The following is a 24,055-nucleotide window of genomic DNA, read 5'->3' on the forward strand; positions in this document are numbered from 1 at the left end:
CCGGTCCCGGCCGATTAGGGAAGTGCGGCCCCAGGGATGGGGCCGCGCACTAGTCCAAGGACGGAACGCCGTGATACTGCTCAACCGACTCAACGGTCAGCCTTTCGCGCTGAATCCTGACCTGCTCGAGCGGGCTGAGTCCACCCCGGACACCGTGATCACCCTGCTCAACGGCGCGAAGTACGTCGTCGCCCAGTCGCTCGACGAACTGGCGATGCTCGTCCGCGACCACCGCGCGCTCGTGCTCAGCCGCGTGCAGGAACACGAGCAGGACGGCGGAAACCAAGCCACCCGGCCGAAATCCGTGCCGGAGGGTGACGCGACCGTGTTGCGCCTACCCGAAAGAGGACAGTAATGGATCCGGCAACTCTGATCGGGATCGGCCTCGCGCTCGCCGCGATCTTCGTGTCGATGCTGCTCGAGGGCGGCGACCCGATGTCGATCATGCTGCTGCCCCCGATCCTGCTGGTGCTCGGCGGCACCATCGGCGCCGGCATGGCCGGCGCGATGATGCGAGACACGGCGGGCATCGTCACCCACCTGAAGCGCGCGGTCCTGGCCCCCAAGCTGGACGGCGCCAATGTGATCAGCATCGTGGTCAAGCTCGCCGACCGGGCCCGCCGTGAGGGCATGCTCTCGCTCGAGGACGAGGTCAAGAAGGTGGGGGACCCGTTCCTGCGCCGAGGTCTTGAGCTGGCCGTCGACGGCGTGGACTCCGACGAGCTGCGCGACATTCTCGAGGCCGAGATCGACACCAAGCGCCGCCAGGACAAGGTGGGGATCAAGCTGTTCGCCGACATGGGCGGGTTCGCACCGACCATCGGCATCATCGGCACCGTGCTCGGCCTGGTGAACACGCTGGAGAACCTGGCCGAGCCCAACGAACTCGGCCACCTGATCGCGGGCGCGTTCGTCGCGACCCTGTTCGGCGTGCTCACCGCGAACGTCATCTGGCTGCCGCTGTCCAACCGGCTCAAGCGGATCAGCGACCTGGAGGCCGAGCAGATGCAGCTCGTCGTCGAGGGCGTGCTGGCCATCCAGTCCGGGCTCAACCCGCGTCTGGTCTCGCAGAAGCTGCGCAGCATGGTCCCGGCCGACCCGGCCCCGGCGAAGAAGGCCGCGTGATGGCAAAGCGAAGCGCACCGCGCCGGCGTCGCAAGCGCCACGGCGGCGAGGAGGAGGAGCACGCCAACCACGAGCGCTGGCTGCTCACCTACGCCGACATGATCACCCTGCTGATGGTGCTGTTCATCGTCATGTTCGCCGTGTCCAGTGTGGACTCACAGAAGTTCAAGGAGCTGCGGGACAGCCTGGCCGGCGCGTTCGGCGGGTCGCCGTCGGTGATGAGCGGCGGGGCGAAGTCGATCGGCGAGTCCGAGGGCACCAGCAAGGCGCCGGACGAGCTGCAGCCGGGCACCCTCTCCGACGCCGACTCGCTGCAGAAGCTCGACCAGGCCGCGGCCGCAAAGGCGGTGCGTGACGCCGACCGGGTTCGGGCCTCCCGCAACCTGGAGGAGGCCAAGCGAGAGGTGCAGAACCTGCAGGAGCTGCAGCGGCAGATCACCGCGCGGCTGCAGACCCAGGGCCTGGAGAAGTCGGTCGCGTTCGCCATCGACGAGCGTGGACTGGTGATCAACATCGTCACCACGTCCGTGGTGTTCCCCGGTGACAGTGCGGTGCTGCTGCCCGAGGGACAGCAGATCGTGGCCGCCCTCGCACCCACGCTCGCCGAGATCACCAACCAGGTCGAGATCGACGGGCACACCAACCAGCTGCCGGTGCCGACGGTCAACTACCCCAGCTCGTGGGAGCTGTCCACGGCCAGGGCGTCCAGCGTGGTGCGCTTCCTGACCGGGCACGGTGTTCCCGCCAACCGGATGACCGCGGCCGGCTACGCCGACCAGCGCCCGCTCTACCCGCCGTCCGACCCGCAGTCGGTGACCAAGAACCGGCGTGTCGAGGTCATCATCCTGTCCGACAAACCCGCCGACGTCCGGGCGCTGCTCGCGTCCGTCGTCGCCAACCTGGCGAAAAAGTAGGAGGCCTGCCGTGGAGAAGGAAGAGACCAAGGGCGGCAAGGCCGCCGGCTCGAAGAAGAAGCTCGTGCTGATCGTGGCGCTCGTGCTCGCGCTGGCCGGCGGCGGGGCGTACTACTTCCTGTTCGCCGGTGGGACGTCGGCCCCCGAGCCGGGCAAGGTGGTCGCCCTCGAGCCGATCACCGTGAACCTGAACGAGGGTCACTACCTCAAGCTGCGGCTCGCCCTGCAGGCCACCAGCGACGCCTCCGGCGACCTGGACGGCAGCCGGGCCCTCGACCTCGCGGTCAGCGAGTTCAGCAACCGCGAGGTCGGCGAGCTGTCCAGCAACGCGGCCCGGGACTCGTCCAAGGAGATCCTGAAGAAGAAGGTCTCCGACGCCTACGCCGGCGAAGTGATGGACATCTACTTCACCGAGTTCGTGATGGAGTGACCGACGCTGGGTCCGTCGCGGCACATTAACCCGATCGGGTACCACCGGGCAGAACTCTCAGCTCGGTGGTACCCGCGTCGATCTCACGGACGTGCCATCAACCCCGCTTCGCCCCGGCCGAGCGCCGGGTAACCCCAGGCCCGGCGGCTTGGTCACGGACGGCCGCATCCCGCTGGCCTACGACTTTCTGCGGCCGGTCAAACTCGCCCGCGAGCATCTGCGCACGCTCAACGTGGTGTCCGAGACGTTCGCGCACCGGCTCGCCGTGTTGCTCACCTACAACCTGCGGGTGGTGTGCCGGGTCACGCCGTACGCGGTGCAGCACAGCAGCATCGAGGAGCACGTGGCCTGGATCAGCGAGCCGACCGTCATCGCGCCGCTGAGCCTCGAACCGCTGCCCGGTACCGCGCTGCTGGAGATCTCCCGGAACACCGCGATGGTCTGTGTGGACCACCTGCTCGGTGGCCGCGGCGGCGACGACCAGCCGCAGCGCCCGCTGTCCGAGATCGAGACGCCGCTGTTCCGCGACCTGATCACCGAGATCCTCGCCGAGCTGCGCGACTCGTTCGCCGGGATCGAGGACATCTACCCCTCGTTCGGCGCGCTGGAGTACGACCCGCAACTGGTCCAGTTCGGCGGCGGCCCGACCGATTCCATGCTGGTGGCCTCGTTCGAGCTGGCCGTCGGCGAGGTGACCAGCGTGCTGTCGCTGTGCCTGCCGCTGCAGGGCCTGATGCCCGCGCTGCAGCGCTACCACGACCAGGCCGCGGTCAGCGCCAGCGAGCGGGCCGCCCGGCAGGCCGCGCACGAGCTGCTCAGCGACCGGCTGCAGGAAGTGCCGATCGAGGTCAACGTGCGGTTCGACTCGGTGAAGATGCAGTCCACCCAGCTGCTCGGGCTGCACCCGGGTGACGTCGTTCCGCTCGGCCACCCGGTCGACCGGCCGCTGGAGATCACCGCGGACGGCCAGATCTTCGGCCACGCCGTGGCCACCAAACGTGGCAAACGGCTGGCTTGCCAAATCGTCAACATCGTCCAGGAGGAGCACCGCGCATGACCGCGTCCACCCTTTCCCCGTCCGCCGTGGCGATCCCGGCCGCCGAAGCGGCCCTCGCCGTGCTGCCGATCGGCGAGAACCTGACCATCGGCGAGCCGGTGACCGACCCGGCCGCCGGGGCCATCGACGGCGGCGTCACGATCGTGGCGACGCTCACCGGCAACACGGCCGGACACCTCGGCGTGACGGTCAACCAGGAGCTGGTGGACGCGCTGCGCACCAGCCCGCTCGGTGAGCTGGACCTGGCCACCGCCATCGCCCCCGCGCTGGACGCGGTGGCCGGCGTGCTCGGCTCGGTCGCAGGCGCCGCCCAGGAGCTGACCCCGGACGCGGCGCTCACCGCGATGGCCGCCGCCGGCGAGCTGACCGTCATCCCGCTCACCGCGGGCGACGAGCCGCAGGCCGCGATCGTGCTGTCGCTGCCGGCACCGGCTCCGGCACCCGCGCCGCAGCCCACCCCGGAGGCCGAGCCGGCGGTTCCCGTCACGGCCGGCTACGACCTGCTGCACGGCGTGGACATGGAGATCACCGTGGAGCTGGGCCGGACCTCGATGACCGTCCGGGACCTGCTCTCGCTGTCCAACGGCTCGGTGCTCGAGCTGGACCGCACCGCCGGCAGCCCGGCCGACGTGCTGGTCAACCGCCGGCTGATCGCCCGCGGCGAGGTCGTGGTGATCGACGAGTACTTCGGCATCCGGATCACCGAGATCCTGGCCTCCGGCGACCGCGACCAGAAGATCGCCTGATGGAGGCGATTCTGCGGGTCGTCATCGCACTGGTGCTGGTCATCGGCGTGATGTGGGTGCTGGCCAAGCTGGCCCGCCGGCCGCTGCGCGGCAAGGCCGCAGGCGCGCTGGACGTCGTCGCACGGACCCAGCTGTCCCGGCACGCGAGCGTGGCCGTGGTCAAGATCGACGACACCGCGCTGGTGCTCGGCGTCACCGACCACGGGATCAGCCTGCTGCACGAGACCGGCGCCGACGCCTTCGCGGTCGAGGCGCCCACCCGCCGGACCGCCGTCGACCTCGACGCGGTGCGCGCCCGCAAGTCCAGCGCCGCGCCGGCTGCCGGCTCGCCGCTGACGGGATCGGCGCTGTCCATGAAGACCTGGAAGCAGGCCTTCGAGACCATGAAAGAACGGTCGGTACGCAAGGCATGATTTCTGCCATCGGGGTGGCAATTCACCGGCGCTGGCTGGTGCGAGCGGTGGCCATCACCGCAATCCTGGTCGGGGTGACCATCGGTCTCGGTCTGTTCGCCGCGGCCACGCCGGCCGCCGCCGAGACCGTCGCCGCGGCCGTCGCACAGCCCGCCGACCCGGCCGGCCCGGCCGGGCCCGGCGAGGTGACGGTCACCGTCGGAGCGCCGGACAAACCGAGCGAGTCCATCGTCATCCTGATCGCACTCACCGTGCTGTCGGTGGCGCCGGCGGCGCTGTTGCTGTGCACCAGCTTCACCAAGATCTTCGTGGTATTGAGCATCACCCGCAACGCACTCGGCCTGACCTCGGTGCCGCCCAACCAGGTGCTGGCCGGTCTGGCGCTGTTCCTCAGCCTGTTCATCATGGCGCCCACCGCGGCCGCGGTGAACGAGCAGGGCATCCAACCCTTCCTGAAGGGCGAGAAGTCCCAGTCCCAGGCATTCAACGACGGTGTGCAGCCGCTGCGCGAGTTCATGCTCAAGCAGACCCGGCCGGAAGAGATCGCGCTGTTCACCAAGGTGGCCAACCAGGAGAAGCCGGCCAACGCCGAAGCCGTCCCACTGTCCACTTTGGTACCGGCGTTCGTGCTCTCCGAGCTGCGTGCCGCGATGCTGATCGGCTTCGTCCTGTTCATACCATTCCTGGTGATCGACATGGTGGTGTCGGCATCCCTGATGTCACTGGGAATGATGATGCTGCCGCCGGTGACCGTCGCACTTCCGTTCAAGTTGCTGCTGTTCGTCCTCGCCAATGGCTGGGGTCTGATAGTCACCGCGCTCGTCGGCACCTATACCTAGGGGAAGCATGAACGACACAACGGTCATCCAGCTCGGCCTGCAAGCCATGCTGATCACCGGAAAGCTGGCCGCGCCGATCCTGCTGACCGCGCTCGCGGTGGGCTTCGGGATCTCGCTGTTCCAGTCGGTCACCCAGATCCAGGAAGTCACCCTTTCCTTCGTGCCCAAGGCGATCGGTGTCGCGATCGCGCTGCTGGTGTGCGGTAGCTGGATGGTGCACGAGATCGTCTCGTTCACCACCTCGCTGTTCAGCTCGATCCCCTCGCTGGTAGGCGGATAACGCGTGCAGGTTCAACTGTCGGTCGGAACGGTGCTGGCGCTGCTGCTGGCGGCCACCCGCGCGGCGGCCTGGCTGGTGATCTGCCCGCCGTTCAACGGCCGGGCCATTCCGTTGACCGTCAAGGGAATGCTCGCCGTTGCCATGACCCTGCCGATGGTGCCGCGGCTGGCCGCCACGGTGCCGCCCGCGGACAGCTGGACGATCGTGGTCAGCGCCGTCGAGCAGGTGGTGATCGGCGCCGGGCTCGGCCTGCTCACCGCGGTGATCTTCGCCGGGGTCCAGGCGGCCGGCGACCTGCTCGACGTGTTCGGCGGCTTCTCGCTCGCCTTCGCGTTCGACCCGATGTCCTTCTCCGGCAACAACGCCGTGCTCGGCCGGTTCTACGGCCTGCTGGCCACCACCCTGATGTTCGCCACCGACGCCCACCAGTTGGTGATCCGCGGCTTCACCCTGTCCTACGACGCCATCCCGCTCACCGGCGGACTATCCCTGGCCAAGCTGAGCGACGTGCTCACCACCGGCCTCGGCCAGATGTTCCTCGCCGCCGTCCTGATCGCCGGCCCGCTCATCGTCGTGCTGTTCTGCGCCGACATCGGCCTCGGTCTGCTCACCCGGATCGCGCCCGCCCTCAACCCGTTCGCCATCGGGTTCCCAGCCAAGATCGGCCTCACCCTGCTCCTGGTCGGCCTGGCCCTTCCGCTGCTCCCGCAGGCCGTGCAGGTCGCCGCCGAGCAGGCCACCAACGCGGTGCTGAAGGTGATCGGACAATGAGCAAGAAGGACAAAACCGAGAAGCCGACACCCAAGAAGCTCAAGGAAGCGCGCCGGGAAGGCCGGACCGCCCGCACCCCCGAGCTCGGCGCGTGGGCGGCCATCCTCACCGCCAGCTTCCTCATTCCCGGCGTGCTCAAGGCCCTCATGGACACCGGCGCCGACCTGCTCCGGCGGATCGCCGACTTCATCGCCCGCCCCGATCCGGGCGCCGCCGTGGCCATTCTCGCCGACGGCCTGCGCGGCGGCGCCCTCGCCGTCGCCCCGCTGCTCGGCGCCATGGTCCTGGCCATCATCGCCTCCGCAGGCGTCCAGGGCGGCCTGCGGCCGGCCCCCAAACTCCTCAAGCCTCAGGTCAAACGCCTCAACCCACTGTCCGGCTTCAAACGCATTGTCGGCCCCAAAGCCTGGTGGGAAGGCGCCAAAACCCTCCTGAAGACCCTCGTCCTCGGCGCCGTGCTGTATTTCGTCGTCAAGGGACTGATCCCCGCCGTCACCGGCTCCGGCTCGCTGCCGCTGGCCGCCCTCATCGACATCACCGCCAGCCAGGCCCTCAACCTCATCCGCACCGCCGCGGCCGTCGGCCTGGTTCTCGCCCTGGTCGACTACATCGTGGTTCGCCGTCGCACCAACAAAGAACTGAAGATGACGAAGCAAGAAGTCCGCGACGAACACAAGAACACCGAAGGCGACCCGCAACTCAAAGGCGCCATCCGCTCCCGCCAGCTCTCCATGTCCCGCAACCGGATGATGTCCGACATCCCCACCGCCGACGTCGTCCTGGCCAACCCCACCCACGTGGCCGTGGCCCTCCGCTACGACCCAGCCAAAGGCGCCCCCCGCGTGGTCGCCAAGGGCGCCGGCCCGATCGCCGCCAAGATCCGCGCCCTCGCCACCGAGCACCGCGTCCCCATCGTCCGCGACGTACCCCTGGCCCGCGCCCTCTACAAATCCTGCGAGCTCGGCCAGGAAATCCCCGCCAACCTCTTCGCCCCCGTGGCCCACGTCCTCGCCTTCCTGCACCGCCTCCGCCGCAAAGGCAGCGCCGCCGGCACCCACACCCTCGCCCAAGCCAGCTGACCGTCCCGGCACCTTCGGCGAGTCCCCGTTTCCAGCACCTGAGCCGCCGGCTCCAACAGCCGAGTGCCCGGTTCCGGTTGGATCCGGGCGGGCCTGGGTGCCGTCCCCCGGCAGCGGCGGAACGCCGGGTCGGTCAATTCGGCGGGGCGGGGCCCGGCGTTCCGAAACACCGCGCCGCTGCGCGGCGCCGCGCAGCGGCGCGTCGCCCGTGCGGGTAATGGAACAACCCGTCCTACCTGCGCAAGATCAAGTTCGCTTAGCGTCGTGGGTGAGCACGAGGAGTGAGCGCCCGCCCATGAACACCGAATTCGACTACTGGCTGGAGAAGCTGCGCCACGGACGCTGGATGCTGCACCTCGGCGGCATCGACGCACGACGTCCTGACTGGATCGCCGCCCAGTTCCAGTGGCACGACTGTGCGGACGTGGTGATCATCCGCGCAGAAGACTCGGCGGTCGCGTTCCGCACGCCCACCGACGAGACCACCGACGTCCTGAACCCCGACACGGTGAAGTGGGTCTACGGCGACGACAAGTCAGCAGTGTGGGTCCTCCGCGCCGCGCTCTCGCTGCCAAGCCCCGGCTCACCGCACGAGCCGTATCACCTGATCGACGCGCCGCCCGCGTGCCGCATCCCGCCTGGGGGACGCCGGCCGGTGACCATGCGCCCCCGGTGAGCGTCCGGGGCCAAGGAATCCTGCGTGTGTTAGTTGGCCACACCCAACCGGCGGGCCAGATCTCGGAGCCGGCGGGTTTTGCCGCGCTGCATGAGTTCGGCGACGACCTGACGGGGCAGGGTGTGGTAGCGCATCATGTCCGGCGCCATATGTTCGGCGGCGAGCACGGCATCAAGCGCGCGTTGGTCATTGCCCAGGCGGGTGTGGGCCAGCGCCTGGTCGTAAAGATTTCGGGCACGCGACACGACGGGGAGGCGGGTGTCCTTCGGCAGCCGATCGGCGGCATTCAGAGCCTCCGCGTAGTTCTCGGTCACCACGCGCACGTCGACGGTCTGCATGGTGACTTGTGAGACGCCGAACGAGGTCTCGTAGTCGTTGCGATCGGCGCCGATGCGGCGGGCGTACTCCATGGAGGTATTCAGCAGGTCGACCGCGTGATCTTCCTGCATGTTTCGACCGGCCGCGCTGGCGGCCATGAGCAACAGATGGCCATACGCCGACAGGTGAGCAGCCGGTACGTCGCCGCTCGGCTCGATCCCGTCGGCCGCGTGCATCGACACCGTGAGGGATTCGTCGTAGCGGCCCTGCGTCAGCAATTGATGCGCAACCGAGCTTCGTACCATCGCGGCGAGCAGCGGATCATTTCCACGGCCCGCGGCATCGACGGCGTTCCGGATCGCGAGCCAGGCAAGATCAGGTTGGCCGAGCCTGGTAGACGTACACCGGGTGACGGTGTAGAGCTGCGCGAGCAGTTCGTACGCCGTAGGCGAATCCACAGCCCGTGCCGTCGCCCTCAGCTGAGCCAATCCGATGGGCAAGAGCGTGCCAAGAGCTTCAAGGTGGCCACCCCAGTAGCTACCCCACGCGTAGGTCACCACGCGGGCCGCTTCGTCGAGGCTGGCCGGGTCGCCCTCACCGGTCGCCTCGCCGAGCAGGGAATCAACCGACGTGAGCGCGTTTCTGATGGCGACCACACCAGAGTTGGGATCGCCGGACGGCATGGACGCGGGCTTGTTCAGCAGCGCTGTCAGGTCAACGTCGAGCGCGCGGGCGATCCGGTGCAGGCTGCCGATGCTGGCGGTATGGCGCTGGCCCTGCTCCAGCTTGCGGATCAGCGACAGGCTTACGTCGGCGGCCGCTGCGAGATCGGCCTGAGTCATCCAACCGGCACGCAGCTCGCGGATGCGCTCACCGATGGTAGTCACGTGGCAACGTTACCCGCCGCATTCGGCAACGCGGCACGTGCGCGCTCGCGCCGGATGAAGGCCGACCCGTTAGGGCGTGGGGGTTTCCGCGGGGCGGTCGGTGCGGTTGGCGTCGGCTTGGATGAGGGTGGGGAGGGGGCGGTGGCGGCGGTAGTAGTTGATGACGGTGCGGGGGATGGCAAGGAGCACCGCGGCGATGGGAACCGCTATGAGGAAGCGGATGAGGGCGTCGGTGGGGTCCAGGGACTCCGTGACGAAGGCCTGCCAGAGGGCGGGGCTGGCCATGATCGCGGCGAGGGCGATGGTGGAGAAGCGGAACATGGGCGGCGTCCTTAGCGGGCGTTGAGGAGGGCCTGCTTGGGGCCGTCGGGGCCGACCGGGCGGCCGTCGACGAGGAGTACCGGCAGGCCGAGGTCGAGGATCGTGTCGGGCTCGGGGCTGGAGGACGCGGCGTAGACGGCCATGGCCTGAGCGGTGCCGAGGTCGGCGAGGTGGCGGCGGAGGTCGGGGATCTTGCGGGTGGCGTCGACCACGGAGATCACCGCGTCGGCGGCGAGGGCGCGGGCGATGGAGCCGGCCCAGGTGCCGCCGTCGGGTTCGGACACCGGGGCGTCGACGACCACGACGATCGGGGCGCCGCTGCCGCGCAGCTGGCCGGCCAGGACGCCGGCGTGCTCGGGGCCGTAGATGCGCTGGTGGTCGCTGGACACGTCGGGGCCGGCGACGAGCATCCGGTTGGGGGCGATCCGCATCCGGCGGCACACCCAGGTGGCGACGTCAAGGGCCCAGGGGAGCTCGCCGGCGATCAGCACGATGCGGCCGGGCAGGGCGACCAGGAGGTTGGACAGGTCCGAGCCCTCGGGGGTGTGCGGGGCCACCGGGACGGTCACCCGGGTGGGGCTGACCTTCTTGCGCGGAGCGGCGGCGGTGGTCTTGGCCGAGGTCGAGCGGCTGGCCGCCTTGGTGGCGGGGGTCTTGCCGCCGGCCGGCTTGCGGGCGGCGGCCGCGGTCGGGCCGGCGGCCGGCGGGGCCGGCTCGGGGGTGTGGGCGGTGGGCGCCGGCTCCGGGGTGGACGCGGCGGGCGGGACGGCGGCGAAGCCGGGCGGCGGCGTGCCGGGACCGTCGGTGGCGAAGACGGGCGCCGGTGCCGGCGGCCGGTTGGTGCCGAACGCGGACGCCTCGGCGGCGGTCGGCGCGGCGGCCTGGATGCCGGCGAACCCGGAGGCCGAGCCGCCGGCGAGGGCGGGCGCGGGGACCTGGGCGCTGACGTACCCGGGGAGCTGGGCGCCGGTGAGCGCGGGCACGCGGGGCTGGACCGCGGCGTACCAGGGGGTCGCGGCGCCGGCCAGCGCGGGCGCGGGGATCTGCGTCGAGGCGCCGGTGAGCGCGGGCACGCGGGGCTGGACCGCGGCGTACGCGGGGGTCGCGGCACCGACCAGCGCGGGCACGGAGGTGTGCGCGGCGGGTGCGGGGGCCTTGGCGGAGGCCAGCGCGGCGGCGAACGAGGGTGTCGACTCGGCCAGCGCGGTGGCGAACGAGGATGTTGGATCGGCGAGCGCGGCGGCGAACGTGGGTGTCTGCTCGGCGGCGAACGAGGCTGCCGGCTCGGCCAGCTCGGCGCTGTCGCCGTGGTCGGCCAGGTTGAGCAGCGCCTCCACCGAGTCCGGTGCCGGAGCGGAGGTGGGCGCGGCAGCGGGGGCCGCGGTGGCGGCCGGCTGGTCGGGTACCTCCACACCGATCTCGAACCACTGGCGGCCGAAGAAGCCCATGATGCCGCCCCGCTGCAGGCGGTCCGCGGACACGATCCGCGCCTGCGGGCCGTGCTCGGCGTGCACCTGCTCCAGCAACGTCTCCAGGCTCGGTCCCTCAAGCAGCAATCGCGTAGCCACTGTTCACCACTCCGACGGTCTCGATCCGGTGCGTGCCACCGGAAAGCTCGGCATAGGACAGAACGGTCAGCCGCGGCAGTGCCACGTGCAGCAGCCGGTAGAGCGGTGCCCGCAACCGCGGCGAGCACACCAGGATCGGGCTCAGGCCGCGTTCCTCGGCCTGTGCGGCCAGCGCCGACACCTCGCCGATCACGGCCTCGGCGTGCGCCGGGTCCAGCACCACCTGGGCGCCGGCATCGGTGATCCGCAGACCTTCCAACATCGCGTGCTCGATCCGCGGATCCAGGGTGATCACCGGCAGCATGCCGTCGGTGGCCACCCGGGCGGCGATCGCCGGACCCAGCTCGGCGCGGGCGGCCTCGACCAGCCGGTCCAGGTCGGTCCCGCTCTTCGCGGCCGTGGACAGCGCCTCGTAGATGCGCACCAGGTCGCGAATGGACACACCCTCGTCGAGCAGGCGGTGCAGCACCCGCTGCACCTCGCCCAGGCTGAGCGTGCCCGGGGTCAGTTCCTCGACCACCACCGGATGCGTGCGCCGGACCACGTCGGTCAGCGCCCGCACGTCCTCGCGGCCGAGCAGCCGGCTGGCGTGCGTCCTTGTCACCTCGGCCAGGTGGGTGACCACGACGGACGCCCGGTCGATCACGGTCGCGCCGGTCAGCTCGGCCTGGTGCCGCAGCTCCGCCGGCACCCACTTGCCGGCGAGGCCGAACACCGGCTCGGTGCCGGCCCGGCCGGGCAGCGACTCGATGCCCTCGCCGATGGCCAGCACGGTGCCCGGTGGGGCGAACCCGGTGGCCACGTCCGATCCGCTGATCCGGATCACGTAGGTGGACAGCGGCAGCATGAGGTCGTCGCGGGTGCGCACCGGCGGCATGACGATGCCCAGGTCCAGGGCCATCTTGCGGCGCAGTGCGCGCACCCGGTCCAGCAGGTCCCCGCCCGCGGTGTCGACCAGGTCGACCAGATCGGTGGCCAGCGCCAGCTCCAGCGGGTCCACCCGCATCTCGGCGAGCAGCGTGTCGCCGGCGTCCGGCTGCGCGGCCTCGGCCGCCGCCTTCGTCTCGGCCGCGTCGGCCGCGGCCGCGGTCCGGCCGATCCGCTGGCTCATCAGCAGCACCCCGCCGCCGACCAGCAGGAACGGCAGGATCGGCAGCCCGGGCAGCAGCCCGAGCAGCACGATCGCGGCACCGCCGATCTGCAGCGCCTTGCGACTCGCGCCGAACTGGGTGGCGACCTGCGAGCCGATGTCGCCGTCGGTGCCGGACCGGGTCACGATCAACCCGGTGGCCACGGACAGCAGCAGCGCCGGAATCTGGGAGACCAGGCCGTCGCCGACGGTCAGCAGGCTGTAGACGTTGATGGACTCCATCGGGGACAGTCCACGCTGGATCATGCCCACGGTGAAGCCGCCGACCAGGTTGATCAGCGTGATCACCACGGCCGCGATCGCGTCGCCCTTGACGAACTTGGATGCGCCGTCCATCGCGCCGTAGAAGTCGGCCTCGGCGGTGACCTCGGCGCGCCGGCGCCGGGCCTCGCTCTCGTCGATCAGCCCGGCGTTGAGGTCCGCGTCGATCGCCATCTGCTTGCCCGGCATGGCGTCCAACGTGAACCGGGCGCCGACCTCCGCGACGCGGCCGGCGCCGTTGGTGATCACGACGAACTGGATGACGATGAGAATGAAGAACACGACCAGGCCGACCACGAGGGATCCGCCCACCACGAAGTGTCCGAACGCGCCGATCACCGCGCCGGCGTCGCCGTCCAGCAGCACCAGCCTGGTCGCACTGATGTTCAGGGCCAGCCGGAACAGCGTGGCGAGCAGCAGTATGGCGGGGAACACCGAGAAGTCCAGCGGCCGGCGCACGTACATGCTGATCAGCACGACCAGCAGGGCCAGCGCGATGTTGATCACGATGAGCAGGTCGAGCAGGAAGGTCGGCATCGGCAGGACCATCAAAACGATGATCATGATGACGCCGGCCGGCACGGCGAACTGGCTCAGCCGCTTAGTCACGGTCACCCCGACGGGTTCGTAGGACGTGGCCGGTCCGTGGCCTCGAGCGCCTTCCTGGCAAGGTCGTAACGACCCTCAGATCGGCCTGTCCCGGTCGGTTCTGAGGGTTTTCGTCCGGCCGCCTACAGCGGGACCACCAGCGAGAACGTCCCACTGCCGTAGCCCGCGACGTCCACCGACAGATCGAGCCGGTTGCCCAGCGCCACCAGCTGGGCCCGGACGTCGGTGGGGATGTCGCCGGCGGACAGGTGCACCTTGTGCAGTTTGACGCGCTTGCCGGTCTTGCTGAACAGGCCGGTGAGCACGTTGCAGACCTCGGTGAGGTTGTCCCCGAGCATGGAGCTCAGCTCACCGTCCTCCACGGCGGCCTCGGCCCCGCCGGGCGGGACCAGACCGATCGCGGCCGCGATGTTGGCCGCGAGCGGGAGGTCGAAGCCGATCAGCCCGGCCAGGGCGAGGCTGTCGTGCACGAACACCGCCACGACCGGGATGGACTCCCCGGCCGGCGGGTCCTCCAGCGCGACGGTGACCTCCCGGCCGAGCAGATCGCTCAGGGTTTCCCGCACCTGAAGGGGTGCGGGCAGTTGGTCCGCCATGCCGTCACCCTAGAAGGGATCCGAGCTGCTCGCGAAAGATGTCAGCCGTGAAGGGCTTCGTGATGAGGAACAGCGCGCCGCCATCGGAGGCGATCGTGGCCATTTCCTCAGAGCTTTCCGAGGTGATGAAGCCGAACGGAACCGTGTTGCCGCCGGCGCGCAGCGCGCGGAGCAACTCGATGCCGGTCATCCCCGGCATGTTCCAGTCGGACAGCACCAAGTCGGGCTTCTCGCTGGCCACCGTCTCGTGCGCCGACGTGCCGTCGTTCGCCTCGACGATGTCGTGGTCGCCGAACCCCGCCTGGCGGAGCGTTCGGATGACGATCTGCCGCATCACCCGGCTGTCGTCGGCCACGAGGATCTTCATGGTTTGGTCCTTTCGGGTCAGTTGTTGCGGCTGACGAGCAGCGTCACGTTGAACGGGTTGCCGCGCCAGGTGACCATCGTGCGGCACACCTCGGTGGTGCCCGGCCACTGCTGCTGCTTGGTGCCGGCCACGGTCGGAAGCGACATGGTGGACGGGGCCGGCAGCATGCTCTTCACGTTGCCGCCGAGCACGTTGGCCAGCTCGCCGAGCGCGTCGCCGATCTCGTCGTCGGTGACCTCCTCGGACGGCATGGCGAACAGCGCGGAGGCGACGTCCCGGGACGCCTCCTGCGAGCAGGAGACCACCACGTGGCCCTCGTAGGCGCCGACGATGCCGACCGAAGCGGACAGTTCGGAGGTGTCATCGCTCTGTCCGGAGTGGATGACCAGCTCGTTGCCGCCATCCAGGAACGCGACCCACACCTGCTCGGCGATCCCGTCCAGATCGACCGCAGTGGGCAGAACTTCAACACTCATGAGAGAACTCCAACCGGCACCAGGCCCAGCAGGGCCAGCTTGTCGAGCATTCCGTCCTTTGTGAACGGTTTGATTACGTATTCATGTGCACCCGAGGCGAGGGCGCGCACGATCTGGCTGTGCTCGCTCTCGGTGGTGACCATCACCAGGGTGATGTTCCGCCATTCGGGACGCTTGCGGACCTCGACCACGAACTCGAGGCCGTTCATCTCCGGCATGTTCCAGTCGATCAGCGCAAGCTCGGGAACGGTCTCGCAACCGTCCAGAACCTCAAGCGCCTCTTTGCCGTGGCCGGCCTCGAGCACATCGAAGCCGAGCTCTTCCAGGAACTTCCGCAGGATCCTGCGCATCGCCCGGGAGTCGTCGATCACAATCCCTAGCATGCTTTCACCTCTTTCACCGGTAGCAGGTCAATGGCGGGCGCACGGTAGATGGCCGTTCGCCCAACGGGAACTCGTTCGAAGTCGGACTCGATGCCCACCGTGGTCTCGGCCGCACCGAGCTGGAGCCAGCCGCCCGGGCGGAGCACCTTCCTGATGCGGTCGAGCACCTGGGCCTTGGTCTCCGGCGCGAAGTAGATGAGCACGTTGCGCAGGTACACCACGTCGAACGGAACCATCAGGGGAAAAGGGTGCGCGAGGTTGAGCTGCTCGACGGTCACCCGCTGTTTGATCCGGTCGATCACGTGCCAGTCGGTGCCGACCCGTTCGAAGTACTCGACCAGATCGCCGACCGGGAGGCCACGGTTGATCTCCAGCTGGTTGTAGGTCGCGCGCCGGGTCCGCTCCACCATCTCCATGGAGATGTCGGTGGCGAAGACCTCGTACTCCTGCTCCGGCGGCAGCGCCTTGTCCAGCTGCATCGCGATGCTGTACGGCTCCTGCCCGCTCGAGCTGGCCGCTGACCAGACCCGGATGGGCCGCTTCGTGATGTTCTGCATCAGGGTGGGGATCACCAGGTTGGTCAGCGCGGAGAACGGTTCCCGGTCCCGGAACCACGAGGTCTCGTTGATCGTGAGCGCCTCGATGATCTGCTTGCGCAGCGCGTACGAGCCGTTCTCCCGGACCTTCGCGGCGGCGGTGATGAACTCGCCGACCGTCTCATAACCACCCTTGGTGGCCAACGGTTTGAGCCGCGACTCCACCAGGTATTCCTTGCCGGAAGCCAGAACGATCGCTGCTTCCTTTTGCATCAGCTCCGCAACGAAGTTGAAGTGCTGAAAGGTTAGTTCCACGTTGACACCTCCGCAGCCGGCGCCGCCCCGCGGCGGGTGACCAGCGCCGTGATGTTGTTCGCCATCTCGCCAATGGGGAGCACGGCGTCGGCCAGGCCCGCATCGGCGACCACTCCCGGCATGCCCCAGACCACCGAGGTCTGTTCGTCCTGGACGATCACCCGGGCACCGCCGGCGGCGAGCGCCTCGCTTCCGCGCTTACCGTCCTGACCCATTCCGGTCAGGACAACGCCGAGAACCGCGCCTCCGAAGATCTTGGCGGCCGAGCGGAACAACACGTCGGCGGCTGGCCGGCAGTGGTTCTCCTTCGGACCGTCATGCAGCTTGGTGCGCAGTTGACCGCCCACCCGGACCACCTCGAGATGGTGGTCGCCCGGGGCGATGTAGACCCGTCCGGGCAGGACGGGCTCGTTGTTCTTGGCCTCGGCCACCCGCAGCTGGCTGGTCACGTCGATGCGCTTGGCCAGCATGTCGGTGAACACCGGCGGCATGTGCTGCACGACGAGGACCGGCACCGGCAGCGAGCCCGGCAGGCAGGTCAGAACGGTGCGCAGCGCTTCCGGCCCACCGGTGGACGCGGCGATGACCACGGCCTGGATCGCCTCGGTGCTCGCCTCCGGGCGGGTGGGGGCGCCGCGGCGCGGCGCCGGCTTCGCCGGACGCATCCGGGGCAGCGGCCGCGCGGTCAGCGCGTGGATCCGCGGGATCAGCTGCTCGCGCACGCTGGCAAGGGATTCGGCGAAGCTGCCGACGTTGGCCGGCTTGGTGACGTAGTCCGACGCGCCCGCGGCCAGCGCGGCCAGGGTGGCGTCCGCCCCCACGCTGGTCAGCGTGGAGAACATGATCACCGGAAGTTTGGGGTTGGTCTTGCGCAGCTCGCGGACGGTGCTGACGCCGTCGAGGACGGGCATCTCGACGTCCAGGGTCACCAGATCGGGCTGCAGCCGCTGGATCTTCTCCAGGGCGATCTTGCCGTTGGGAGCGGTGCCGATCACGCGGATACCGGGATCTGAGCTGAGTACGTCGGTGACGAGGCGGCGGATCACCGTCGAGTCGTCAACCACCAGTACCGAGATCACGCGGCCTCCCTGGGTGGCGGCGAAGGCTTGTCCTTCGCAACACCAGCAGGATCGGCCGCCGGCTCCCTGGCCTGAGGAGTCGGAGGAGGGTTTCCCGGCGGGTTCGGCTAGCCCGCTTCTCCGGACCTTCGGCTGAAGTCCGCACCCGCCCGACAGCTACCCCAGGGGACCGTGACGGCACCCAGCCACAATCCACCCGATATCCGCACTATTCGCCAAAACGCAACGACCGCATAGAAATCCCGGAGAGGCGGATCAGCGGGTCGAGCAGCTGGTGCACGGCCTCGGCGTCGGCCAGGTCGCGCACGATCAGCGCCTGCACGGCGCCGCTGAGCACGTTCCACACCCCGGCGGCCCGGTCGGCCACCGGCACCCCGCCCAGGTCGATCGCCTGCACCAGGCGGAACTGGGCGGCCGCGGCGGACCTGATCCGACCGGAGACGTGCACCGCCCAGGTCATCGAATGCATCGCCGCGGCCCAGTCGCCGCTGCCGGCCCGCATCGCGTCGGCGGCCTCGGACAGCGCCCGGATCGCGGCCGGGGACAGCGTCCGGACCAGGCCGAGCAGGGTGCGCACGGCGTCCTGCTGCGGCCCGAGGTCGGCGCGGCGCTCCGGCAGCAGCCGGCGGCCGGCCAGCCAGCCGGCGGCCAGGGCCCGGCGCTCCCGGTGGCTGAGCAGCTCGCGCAGGTAGGTGGCGGACACCGCGTCGGTGGCCATGGCCACGACGACCGGCGGGGCCGGGGTGCCGCCGGCGGCGTCCGGGTCGTCCCGGTCGGGCACGAGCACGTCGGTGCGCACGCAGTCGAGCAGCGCGGTGAGGGTGCCGATCGGGGCGTGCTGTAACAGCGTCACCGCGCTGGTCGGGTCGACCCCGGCCAGGTCACGCACGGTCGGGCGCTGGTCGGCCAGGCTCAGCGCGCGCACCCGCGCCGTGGCGCGGGTCACCGACTCCCGAGGGAGCCGGTCGGCCAGCTCCGCCCACTCCGCGGTCCGCACGGGCAGCAGGTCCGCGAGCAGTTCGGCGGTGGCCGCGCCACCGTCCATTCGGGTCAGGTCGAAGCCGATGGTCGGCGCGCTGATGAGGCTGTGCACCCCCGCAGTATGCGTGAGCCAGCGGGCAACACAACCATGCCCTCGGTTGGTGAGCCGGTGACTAGGCTCTGACCTGCGGAAATGGAACCGGCGCCGCCCTCGCTGAGGACGACGCCGGGACCGGGGCGGTCTACTTCAGACCACGAACTTGCCGACCTGCTGCTTGAGCTCGGCCGAGAGCTGGGCCAGGGCCCGGGACGCCTCGGTGGCGTTGCCCACCGCGTCGGTGGTGCTCTCCGACGCGTCGGCGACCTTGGAGATGTTGACGGCGATCTCGGAGACGCCGGTCGAGGCCTCGGTCACACTGCGGTTCATCTCGGTGGTGGTGGCCGTCTGCTCCTCAACCGCGGAGGCGATGGTCAGCTGGAAGTCGTTGATCCGGCTGATGATCTGGCTGATCTCGCTGATCGCGCTGACCGCGTTGGTGGTGTCGGACTGGATCATCTCGACCCGCCGGGAGATGTCCTCGGTGGCCTTGGCGGTCTCCTGGGCGAGGTCCTTGACCTCGTTGGCGACCACCGCGAAGCCCTTGCCGGCGTCGCCGGCCCGGGCCGCCTCGATGGTGGCGTTGAGGGCCAGCAGGTTGGTCTGCTCGGCGATCGAGGTGATCACCTTGACCACGTTGCCGATCTCCAGCGAGGACTCACCGAGCTTGGCGACCGTGCCGTTGGTGGCCTCGGCCACGGTGACCGCCTGGGAGGCGACGCTGGCCGCCTCGTTGGCGTTCTCGGCGATCTCCTTCATCGACGCGCCCATCTCCTCCGAGCCGGTGGCGACGGTGGTGACGCTGCGGGACACCTGCTCGGCGGCCGCGGCGACCACGCCGGCCTGCTCGCTGGTCTCGTTGGCGCTCGAGGCGACCTGGCTGGCCACGACCGACAGGTCCTGGGCCGAGCCCTCCAGCGACTGCACGCCGGTGGAGATCGCCTGCACGGTGCCGGCCATGCTCTCGGTGGCCTTGTTCAGCGCGGCGGCCATGGTGCCGATCTCGTCGGTGGTCTTGACGTCGACCCGCTTGGTCAGGTCACCCTCGGCCAGCGCGTCCAGCACGTCGGACACACCCTTGAGCGGCTTGGTGACGCTGCGGATGGCGAGCACCGAGGTGATGGCGCCGAGCAGGAACGCGGCGACGGCCACGCCGATCAGGACCAGCCGCGAGGTGTTGTACTCGTCGGTGGCCTCGGCCAGTTGCGCGTCGGCCTGCGCCTTGATGTCGGCGACGGTGGCGTCCAGCGCCTGGTGGATCTGCTCGGCCAGCGGCTTGACCTTGCCGGCCACGCTGATGGTGTAGGCGATCCGGGGTCGCGGGTCGGGCATCCGCGGCCCGTTGTTGACGATCTCGTGGTACTGCTTCCAGGCGTCGGTGATCACCTGGATGTGGGCCCGCTGAGCGTCGCTGGTCGCTGCCTTGGCCAGGGCGGCAAGGGCCGCGTCCAGGTCGGCGGAGGTGGCGTCGAACACCGTCGAGTCCGGGACGGCCGGGGCGGGCGAGAGGCCCAGCGCGGTCGACTCGACCCGCACCTGCAGGTAGAGCCGGCGGACCTCGCCGAACTTGTCCAGCGAGTCCACCGCGCTCGCGGCCAGCGTCTGCTGCCCGTCGCGCAGGTGGCTCATGCTGCCGAGGGCCACGCCCGCGACCGCGATCAGGCCGATGCCGGCGGCGACCACCCCGGTGGCGATCTTCACCTTCACCGGGAGGTTGCCGAAGTAGTTGCCCCCCTTGGCAACGGGCTTCGAGGCCCGGTGCTTCCTCGGGGACTTGGCCGGCCTACCGGCATTCTTCACGGACTCGGTCATGGCCAGCCATGTCCTTTCGGTGCTCATGCCGCGGTCGCGGCGGAAGGGTGTCGTTCAAAATCGATCGGCAGCCGCCGCGGCGAGTTGAGTCGCCGCGGCGGCGTGCGCGAAGGTCAGACCGGTTGCTCGGCGCGGACCGCGGCCCGCGCGTCCAGGGCCAGCATCAGCCGGCCATCCACCGGGAAGGTGGCGGTGATCAGGTCCCGGACCGGGCCGGCCAGGGTGTCCGGCGGCGGCTCGGCCGCCGCGTCGTCCAGCTCGACCACGTCGCCGATCCGGTCGACCAGCAGGCTGACCGACTCGTCGGCGGTCCGGACGATCACGTTCATCGCCTCGCCCGCGGTCAGGTCGCGGGGCGGCATGCCCAGCCGGACCTGCAGGTCCAGCGCCGCGATCACCTGGCCGCGCAGGTTGAACAACCCGCCGACGTAGTCCGGGGCCAGCGGCACCGGGGTGTACTCGGAGAAGGAGAGCACCTCCTGCACGCGGTTCACCTCCAGGCCGAACAGCTGGTCGGCAACCTCGAAGGTCGCGTACTGCACCGTTGCCATCTCTCACGCCTCCAGCAGGTACGCGGAGCGTTCCGCGTGGTGGTCTTCTCGGATGAAGAAGCTCGGATCGGCGGCCAGGATCGCCTGGCGCACGTCGAGCAGTTCGGTGACCTGGTCCTGGATCACGGCCGATCCGTTCAGACCGTCGTCGTGCAGCCCGCTGTGCGGGCCGGCGTCCTCGACGATGTCCAGGATCTCGTCCACGGCCAGGGCGACGCTGCGCCCGCTGTCGGTGTAGACGATGGCCGGCACGGTGGCACTCTCGGTTTCCGACCAGGCGCCGAGCAGCTGCGCGAGCCGCAGCACCGGCAGGATCTCGCCGCGGTACTGCACGACCTCGCGGCTGCCCACCCGCTCGATGCTGGCCACCGGGAACTCCTCGAGCCTGGTGACCATGGACAGCGGGATGGCGACCCGGCGGTCGGCCACCTTGTTGATCAGCAGTCGGTCGCCGTTGCCGTCCACCTTGACCTGCTCGTCGACCTGAGCGGAGCCGTGCGAGCCGGTCCGCTCAAGGGAGCCGAGCTGCGAGCGCCGGGCCAGGGCCTGCACGTCCAGGATCAGCGACACCCGGCCGTCGCCGAGGATCGTCGCCCCGGCGTAGCAGCCCACGTCCTTGAACCGGGCGGCCAGCGGCTTGACCACGACCTCCTCGGTGTTCAGCACGCGGTCCACGACCAGGCCGAACTGGTGGCCGTCGCCCTTGAGCACCGCCACATAGATCTCCTGGTCGGCACCGCCCGGCTCACCGCCGAGCGCGTGGCCGAGCCGCACCAGCGGGAGCAGCTTGCCGCGCAGCCGGTAGACCGGCGCCCCGGACACGTACTCCACCTTGGCGCTGCCCTGGCCGTCGACGTAGACCAGCTCGTGCACGGCCATCTGGGGCACCGCGTAGCGCTGGTCGCCGCTCTCGATCATGAGCGCCTGGACGATGGCCAGGGTCAGCGGGATGGTCAAGCGCCAGGTGGTGCCTTCGCCGGGAACCGAGCGCAGGTCGACGGCGCCGCCGATGGCCTCGAGGTTGGTCCGGACCACGTCCATGCCGACGCCGCGGCCGGAGACGTTGCTCACCTGGTTGGCCGTGGAGAACCCGGGCCGGAACACCAGCTTGAGGATCTCCTCGTCGTCCATGGCGTCGAGCTGGGTCTGGGTGACCACGCCGCGCTTGACCGCGGTGGCGCCGACCCGGTCCGGGTGGATGCCGCCGCCGTCGTCGGCGACCTCGACGATCACCTGGCCGTGCTCGTGGTAGGCGCGCAGGGTCAGCGTGCCCTCCCGCGGCTTGCCGGCGGCCGCCCGGTCCTCCGGCGGCTCGATGCCGTGGTCGACGGCGTTGCGCACCAGGTGGGTCAGCGGGTCCTTGACGGACTCGAGCAGGCTGCGGTCCAGCTCGGTGTCCGCGCCCTCCATCTCCAGCCGGACCTCACGACCGCAGGCCACGGCCAGGTCACGGACGACCCGGGGCAGCTTCGACCAGAGGTTCTTGATCGGCTGCATCCGGGTCTTCATGACCCCTTCCTGCAGCTCGCTGGTGATGATGTTGAGGCGCTGGGCGGTGCCGGCGAAGTTCTGCTCGTTGGCCGTCTCGGCGGCGCGCACCATCTGGTTGCGGGTCAGCACCAGCTCGCCGACCAGCCGCATGAGCTTGTCCAGCAGGTCGACGTCGACCCGGACGGAGGTGTCCGCGACACTGCGCCGGGCCGCGGACTCCCCGCCCTCCGCCTTGACGGCGGGGGCCTCGGTGGCGTCGTCGGCCTGGGCCTCGTCGGCCGGAGCCTCATCGGAGGCCTCGTCGGACTCGGACGCCTCGGACGCCTCGGACTGCGGCGCCTCGGCCGGGGCCGGCGCGGCGGCGGGCGCGGGGCTCGGGGCGACCCCGGCGATGCACGCGTTGACCGCGTCGATCACCTGCTGGGTCTCCAGGGTGCCCTCGGTGCCGTCCTGCTCGATGTGGGCCAGCAGCGCTCGCACCTTGTCGATCATCTGCAGCAGCACGTCGGTGCTGGGCCGGTCGAGCAGCTGGGTGCCGTCCCGCAGCCGGGCGAGCAGCGACTCACCGGCGTGGGTGAGCTGCTCCAGCCGGTTGAACGCGAGGAAGCCGCTGGTGCCCTTGATCGTGTGGATGGTCCGGAAGATGCTGGCCAACTTGTCCCGAGCGGTCGGGTTCTTCTCCAGCGCGACCAGGTCACGGTCAAGCTGATCCAGGTTCTCGTAGCTTTCCACGAGGAACTCTTGGACCACGTCGTCGATTTCGTCCACCGATAGCCTCCACGTTCCGATTGCCCCCACAATCGGCAACGCGGAGCTGGAGTTGAGAAATCGGGCTCAGTCGAAAACGACCACCGAGCGCAGCACGTCACCGTGGTGCATCTTGCCGAACGCCGCCTCGACGTCGCCGAGCCCGATCTCCTCGGAGACGAACCCGTCCAGGTTAAGCCTTCCCTGCAGGTAGAGGTCCACGAGCATGGGGAAGTCCCGGCTCGGCAGGCAGTCGCCGTACCAGGAGGACTTCAGCGCGCCGCCGCGGCTGAACAGGTCGATCAGCGGCATCTCCAGGGTCATCTCCGGGGTGGGCACCCCGACCAGGACCACCGTGCCGGCCAGGTCCCGGGCGTAGAACGCCTGCTTCCAGGTCTCCGGCCGGCCCACCGCGTCGATCACGATGTCCGCGCCGAACCCGCCGGTCAGCTCCTGGATCGCCGCGACCGGGTCGGTCTCGGCCGCGTTGACCGTGTGGGTGGCACCGAAGCCGGTGGCCCACTCCAGCTTCCGGGGGTCCACGTCCACCGCGATGATCGTGCCGGCGCCGGCCAACCGGGCGCCGAGGATGGCGCCGTCGCCGACCCCGCCGCAGCCGATCACGGCCACCGAGTCGCCCCGGCTCGCGCCGCCGGTGTTGATCGCCGCGCCGAGCCCGGCCATCACCCCGCAGCCGAGCAGGCCCACCGCGGCGGCCCGGGCCGTCGGGTCGACCTTCGTGCACTGCCCGGCGTGCACCAGGGTCTTCTCGGCGAACGACCCGATGCCCAGCGCCGGGCTGAGCACGGTGCCGTCCTCCAGCGTCATCGGCTGGGCGGCGTTGTGCGTGTCGAAGCAGTACCAGGGCCGGCCGCGGCGGCAGGCCCGGCACCGCCCGCACACCGCCCGCCAGTTCAGCACCACGAAGTCGCCGGGGGCGACGTCGGTCACGCCGTCGCCGACCGACTCCACCACGCCGGCCGCCTCGTGGCCGAGCAGGAACGGGAAGTCGTCGTTGATTCCGCCCTCGCGGTAGTGCAGGTCGGTGTGGCACACCCCGCACGCCTGGATCTTCACCACCGCCTCGCCGGGCCCCGGATCGGGGACCAGCACCGTGGTCAGCTCCACCGGTGCACCCTTGCTCCTGGCCACGACACCGTTCACCTTCTGTCCCATGCGG

27 protein-coding genes are annotated in these 24,055 nt (G+C 70.0%); 12 read left to right on the forward strand and 15 right to left on the reverse strand.

All coding sequences use genetic code 11. The annotated features are described in order from the left end of the window. Positions 1-70 precede the first annotated feature (70 nt). From VFV67_RS26550 to VFV67_RS26605, 12 genes are all read left to right on the forward strand, one after another. Positions 71-355: a flagellar FlbD family protein gene (locus tag VFV67_RS26550; RefSeq protein ID WP_326473377.1), complete on the forward strand. Its 285-nt coding sequence runs from the start codon at positions 71-73 to the stop codon at positions 353-355. After that, positions 355-1,125: a flagellar motor protein gene (locus VFV67_RS26555; RefSeq protein WP_326473378.1), complete on the forward strand. Its 771-nt coding sequence runs from the start codon at positions 355-357 to the stop codon at positions 1,123-1,125. The genes VFV67_RS26550 and VFV67_RS26555 overlap by 1 nt, the downstream gene beginning before the upstream one ends. Next, positions 1,125-2,039, forward strand: a complete 915-nt coding sequence (locus VFV67_RS26560) for a flagellar motor protein MotB (protein WP_326473379.1) — start codon at positions 1,125-1,127, stop codon at positions 2,037-2,039. Before VFV67_RS26555 ends, VFV67_RS26560 begins: the two co-directional genes overlap by 1 nt. Before the next feature lie 10 nt (positions 2,040-2,049). Continuing rightward, complete coding sequence (locus VFV67_RS26565; protein ID WP_326473380.1) at positions 2,050-2,469, forward strand: flagellar basal body-associated FliL family protein; 420 nt, start codon at positions 2,050-2,052, stop codon at positions 2,467-2,469. Positions 2,470-2,617: 148 nt separating this feature from the next. After that, positions 2,618-3,526: a flagellar motor switch protein FliM gene (locus VFV67_RS26570; RefSeq protein ID WP_326473381.1), complete on the forward strand. Its 909-nt coding sequence runs from the start codon at positions 2,618-2,620 to the stop codon at positions 3,524-3,526. Next, a complete protein-coding gene (gene fliN, locus VFV67_RS26575; protein ID WP_326473382.1) occupies positions 3,523-4,272 on the forward strand; it encodes a flagellar motor switch protein FliN in 750 nt (249 codons plus the stop codon). Before VFV67_RS26570 ends, fliN begins: the two co-directional genes overlap by 4 nt. Continuing rightward, positions 4,272-4,685, forward strand: coding sequence for a flagellar biosynthetic protein FliO (gene fliO, locus VFV67_RS26580; RefSeq protein ID WP_326473383.1), 414 nt, complete (start codon positions 4,272-4,274; stop codon positions 4,683-4,685). Before fliN ends, fliO begins: the two co-directional genes overlap by 1 nt. A gap of 47 nt (positions 4,686-4,732) precedes the next feature. After that, on the forward strand, positions 4,733-5,524 hold the full coding sequence (fliP, locus tag VFV67_RS26585; protein WP_326473384.1) for a flagellar type III secretion system pore protein FliP: 792 nt from the start codon (positions 4,733-4,735) through the stop codon (positions 5,522-5,524). Between the two features lie 7 nt (positions 5,525-5,531). Further along, positions 5,532-5,804: a flagellar biosynthesis protein FliQ gene (gene fliQ, locus VFV67_RS26590; RefSeq protein ID WP_326473385.1), complete on the forward strand. Its 273-nt coding sequence runs from the start codon at positions 5,532-5,534 to the stop codon at positions 5,802-5,804. A 3-nt stretch (positions 5,805-5,807) separates the two neighbouring features. Further along, positions 5,808-6,575: a flagellar biosynthetic protein FliR gene (locus tag VFV67_RS26595; protein WP_326473386.1), complete on the forward strand. Its 768-nt coding sequence runs from the start codon at positions 5,808-5,810 to the stop codon at positions 6,573-6,575. After that, positions 6,572-7,654, forward strand: a complete 1,083-nt coding sequence (locus VFV67_RS26600) for an EscU/YscU/HrcU family type III secretion system export apparatus switch protein (RefSeq protein WP_326473387.1) — start codon at positions 6,572-6,574, stop codon at positions 7,652-7,654. Before VFV67_RS26595 ends, VFV67_RS26600 begins: the two co-directional genes overlap by 4 nt. Positions 7,655-7,949: 295 nt before the next feature. Further along, positions 7,950-8,330, forward strand: a complete 381-nt coding sequence (locus VFV67_RS26605) for a hypothetical protein (protein WP_326473388.1) — start codon at positions 7,950-7,952, stop codon at positions 8,328-8,330. A 29-nt stretch (positions 8,331-8,359) separates the two neighbouring features. Here VFV67_RS26605 and VFV67_RS26610 read toward each other — a convergent pair whose 3' ends face one another. The 15 genes from VFV67_RS26610 to VFV67_RS26680 all read right to left on the reverse strand — a co-directional run bounded on the left by VFV67_RS26610 (position 8,360) and on the right by VFV67_RS26680 (position 24,051). Further along, positions 8,360-9,535 (reverse strand): helix-turn-helix transcriptional regulator, encoded by a 1,176-nt coding sequence (locus tag VFV67_RS26610; RefSeq protein ID WP_326473389.1) that lies wholly within the window; start codon positions 9,533-9,535, stop codon positions 8,360-8,362. A gap of 69 nt (positions 9,536-9,604) precedes the next feature. After that, positions 9,605-9,856, reverse strand: a complete 252-nt coding sequence (locus tag VFV67_RS26615; RefSeq protein ID WP_326473390.1) for a hypothetical protein — start codon at positions 9,854-9,856, stop codon at positions 9,605-9,607. An 11-nt stretch (positions 9,857-9,867) separates the two neighbouring features. Then, entirely contained in the window at positions 9,868-11,424 is a 1,557-nt protein-coding gene (locus tag VFV67_RS26620; protein ID WP_326473391.1) for a hypothetical protein, read from the reverse strand. Continuing rightward, complete coding sequence (gene flhA, locus VFV67_RS26625; protein WP_326473392.1) at positions 11,402-13,450, reverse strand: flagellar biosynthesis protein FlhA; 2,049 nt, start codon at positions 13,448-13,450, stop codon at positions 11,402-11,404. Before flhA ends, VFV67_RS26620 begins: the two co-directional genes overlap by 23 nt. 116 nt (positions 13,451-13,566) lie before the next feature. Next, a complete protein-coding gene (locus tag VFV67_RS26630) occupies positions 13,567-14,040 on the reverse strand; it encodes a hypothetical protein (protein ID WP_326473393.1) in 474 nt (157 codons plus the stop codon). A gap of 4 nt (positions 14,041-14,044) precedes the next feature. Then, positions 14,045-14,407, reverse strand: a complete 363-nt coding sequence (locus VFV67_RS26635) for a response regulator (protein WP_326473394.1) — start codon at positions 14,405-14,407, stop codon at positions 14,045-14,047. Positions 14,408-14,424: 17 nt separating this feature from the next. Further along, complete coding sequence (locus tag VFV67_RS26640; RefSeq protein ID WP_326473395.1) at positions 14,425-14,883, reverse strand: chemotaxis protein CheX; 459 nt, start codon at positions 14,881-14,883, stop codon at positions 14,425-14,427. Further along, positions 14,880-15,254: a response regulator gene (locus VFV67_RS26645; protein ID WP_326473396.1), complete on the reverse strand. Its 375-nt coding sequence runs from the start codon at positions 15,252-15,254 to the stop codon at positions 14,880-14,882. Before VFV67_RS26645 ends, VFV67_RS26640 begins: the two co-directional genes overlap by 4 nt. Positions 15,255-15,259: 5 nt before the next feature. Next, a complete protein-coding gene (locus VFV67_RS26650) occupies positions 15,260-16,117 on the reverse strand; it encodes a protein-glutamate O-methyltransferase CheR (RefSeq protein ID WP_326473397.1) in 858 nt (285 codons plus the stop codon). Further along, on the reverse strand, positions 16,108-17,196 hold the full coding sequence (locus VFV67_RS26655; RefSeq protein WP_326473398.1) for a chemotaxis response regulator protein-glutamate methylesterase: 1,089 nt from the start codon (positions 17,194-17,196) through the stop codon (positions 16,108-16,110). The genes VFV67_RS26650 and VFV67_RS26655 overlap by 10 nt, the downstream gene beginning before the upstream one ends. 208 nt (positions 17,197-17,404) lie before the next feature. After that, positions 17,405-18,289, reverse strand: a complete 885-nt coding sequence (locus tag VFV67_RS26660; RefSeq protein ID WP_326473399.1) for a hypothetical protein — start codon at positions 18,287-18,289, stop codon at positions 17,405-17,407. Between the two features lie 135 nt (positions 18,290-18,424). After that, positions 18,425-20,086, reverse strand: coding sequence for a methyl-accepting chemotaxis protein (locus VFV67_RS26665; RefSeq protein ID WP_326473400.1), 1,662 nt, complete (start codon positions 20,084-20,086; stop codon positions 18,425-18,427). A 113-nt stretch (positions 20,087-20,199) separates the two neighbouring features. Continuing rightward, positions 20,200-20,637, reverse strand: coding sequence for a chemotaxis protein CheW (locus VFV67_RS26670; RefSeq protein ID WP_326473401.1), 438 nt, complete (start codon positions 20,635-20,637; stop codon positions 20,200-20,202). Between the two features lie 3 nt (positions 20,638-20,640). After that, the gene (locus tag VFV67_RS26675; RefSeq protein WP_326473402.1) at positions 20,641-22,896 is read right to left on the reverse strand and encodes a chemotaxis protein CheW; all 2,256 of its coding nucleotides are present in this window, start codon (positions 22,894-22,896) and stop codon (positions 20,641-20,643) included. Positions 22,897-22,962: 66 nt separating this feature from the next. Next, positions 22,963-24,051, reverse strand: coding sequence for an S-(hydroxymethyl)mycothiol dehydrogenase (locus VFV67_RS26680; RefSeq protein ID WP_326473403.1), 1,089 nt, complete (start codon positions 24,049-24,051; stop codon positions 22,963-22,965). Positions 24,052-24,055: the final 4 nt, after the last annotated feature.

Origin of the sequence: Actinophytocola sp. (genome assembly GCF_035762905.1) — a bacterium.
GTDB lineage: Bacteria > Actinomycetota > Actinomycetes > Mycobacteriales > Pseudonocardiaceae > DASYTH01.

Bases quoted from the DNA above. Each gene is read 5' to 3' on its own strand.
- VFV67_RS26555 (WP_326473378.1), top strand. From the start codon at position 355: ATGGATCCGGCAACTCTGATCGGGATCGGCCTCGCGCTCGCCGCGATC.
- VFV67_RS26560 (WP_326473379.1), top strand. From the start codon at position 1,125: ATGGCAAAGCGAAGCGCACCGCGCCGGCGTCGCAAGCGCCACGGCGGC.
- fliN (WP_326473382.1), top strand. From the start codon at position 3,523: ATGACCGCGTCCACCCTTTCCCCGTCCGCCGTGGCGATCCCGGCCGCC.
- fliO (WP_326473383.1), top strand. From the start codon at position 4,272: ATGGAGGCGATTCTGCGGGTCGTCATCGCACTGGTGCTGGTCATCGGC.
- fliQ (WP_326473385.1), top strand. From the start codon at position 5,532: ATGAACGACACAACGGTCATCCAGCTCGGCCTGCAAGCCATGCTGATC.
- VFV67_RS26600 (WP_326473387.1), top strand. From the start codon at position 6,572: ATGAGCAAGAAGGACAAAACCGAGAAGCCGACACCCAAGAAGCTCAAG.
- VFV67_RS26605 (WP_326473388.1), top strand. From the start codon at position 7,950: ATGAACACCGAATTCGACTACTGGCTGGAGAAGCTGCGCCACGGACGC.
- VFV67_RS26615 (WP_326473390.1), bottom strand. From the start codon at position 9,856: ATGTTCCGCTTCTCCACCATCGCCCTCGCCGCGATCATGGCCAGCCCC.
- VFV67_RS26630 (WP_326473393.1), bottom strand. From the start codon at position 14,040: ATGGCGGACCAACTGCCCGCACCCCTTCAGGTGCGGGAAACCCTGAGC.
- VFV67_RS26635 (WP_326473394.1), bottom strand. From the start codon at position 14,407: ATGAAGATCCTCGTGGCCGACGACAGCCGGGTGATGCGGCAGATCGTC.
- VFV67_RS26640 (WP_326473395.1), bottom strand. From the start codon at position 14,883: ATGAGTGTTGAAGTTCTGCCCACTGCGGTCGATCTGGACGGGATCGCC.
- VFV67_RS26665 (WP_326473400.1), bottom strand. From the start codon at position 20,086: ATGACCGAGTCCGTGAAGAATGCCGGTAGGCCGGCCAAGTCCCCGAGG.
- VFV67_RS26670 (WP_326473401.1), bottom strand. From the start codon at position 20,637: ATGGCAACGGTGCAGTACGCGACCTTCGAGGTTGCCGACCAGCTGTTC.
- VFV67_RS26680 (WP_326473403.1), bottom strand. From the start codon at position 24,051: ATGGGACAGAAGGTGAACGGTGTCGTGGCCAGGAGCAAGGGTGCACCG.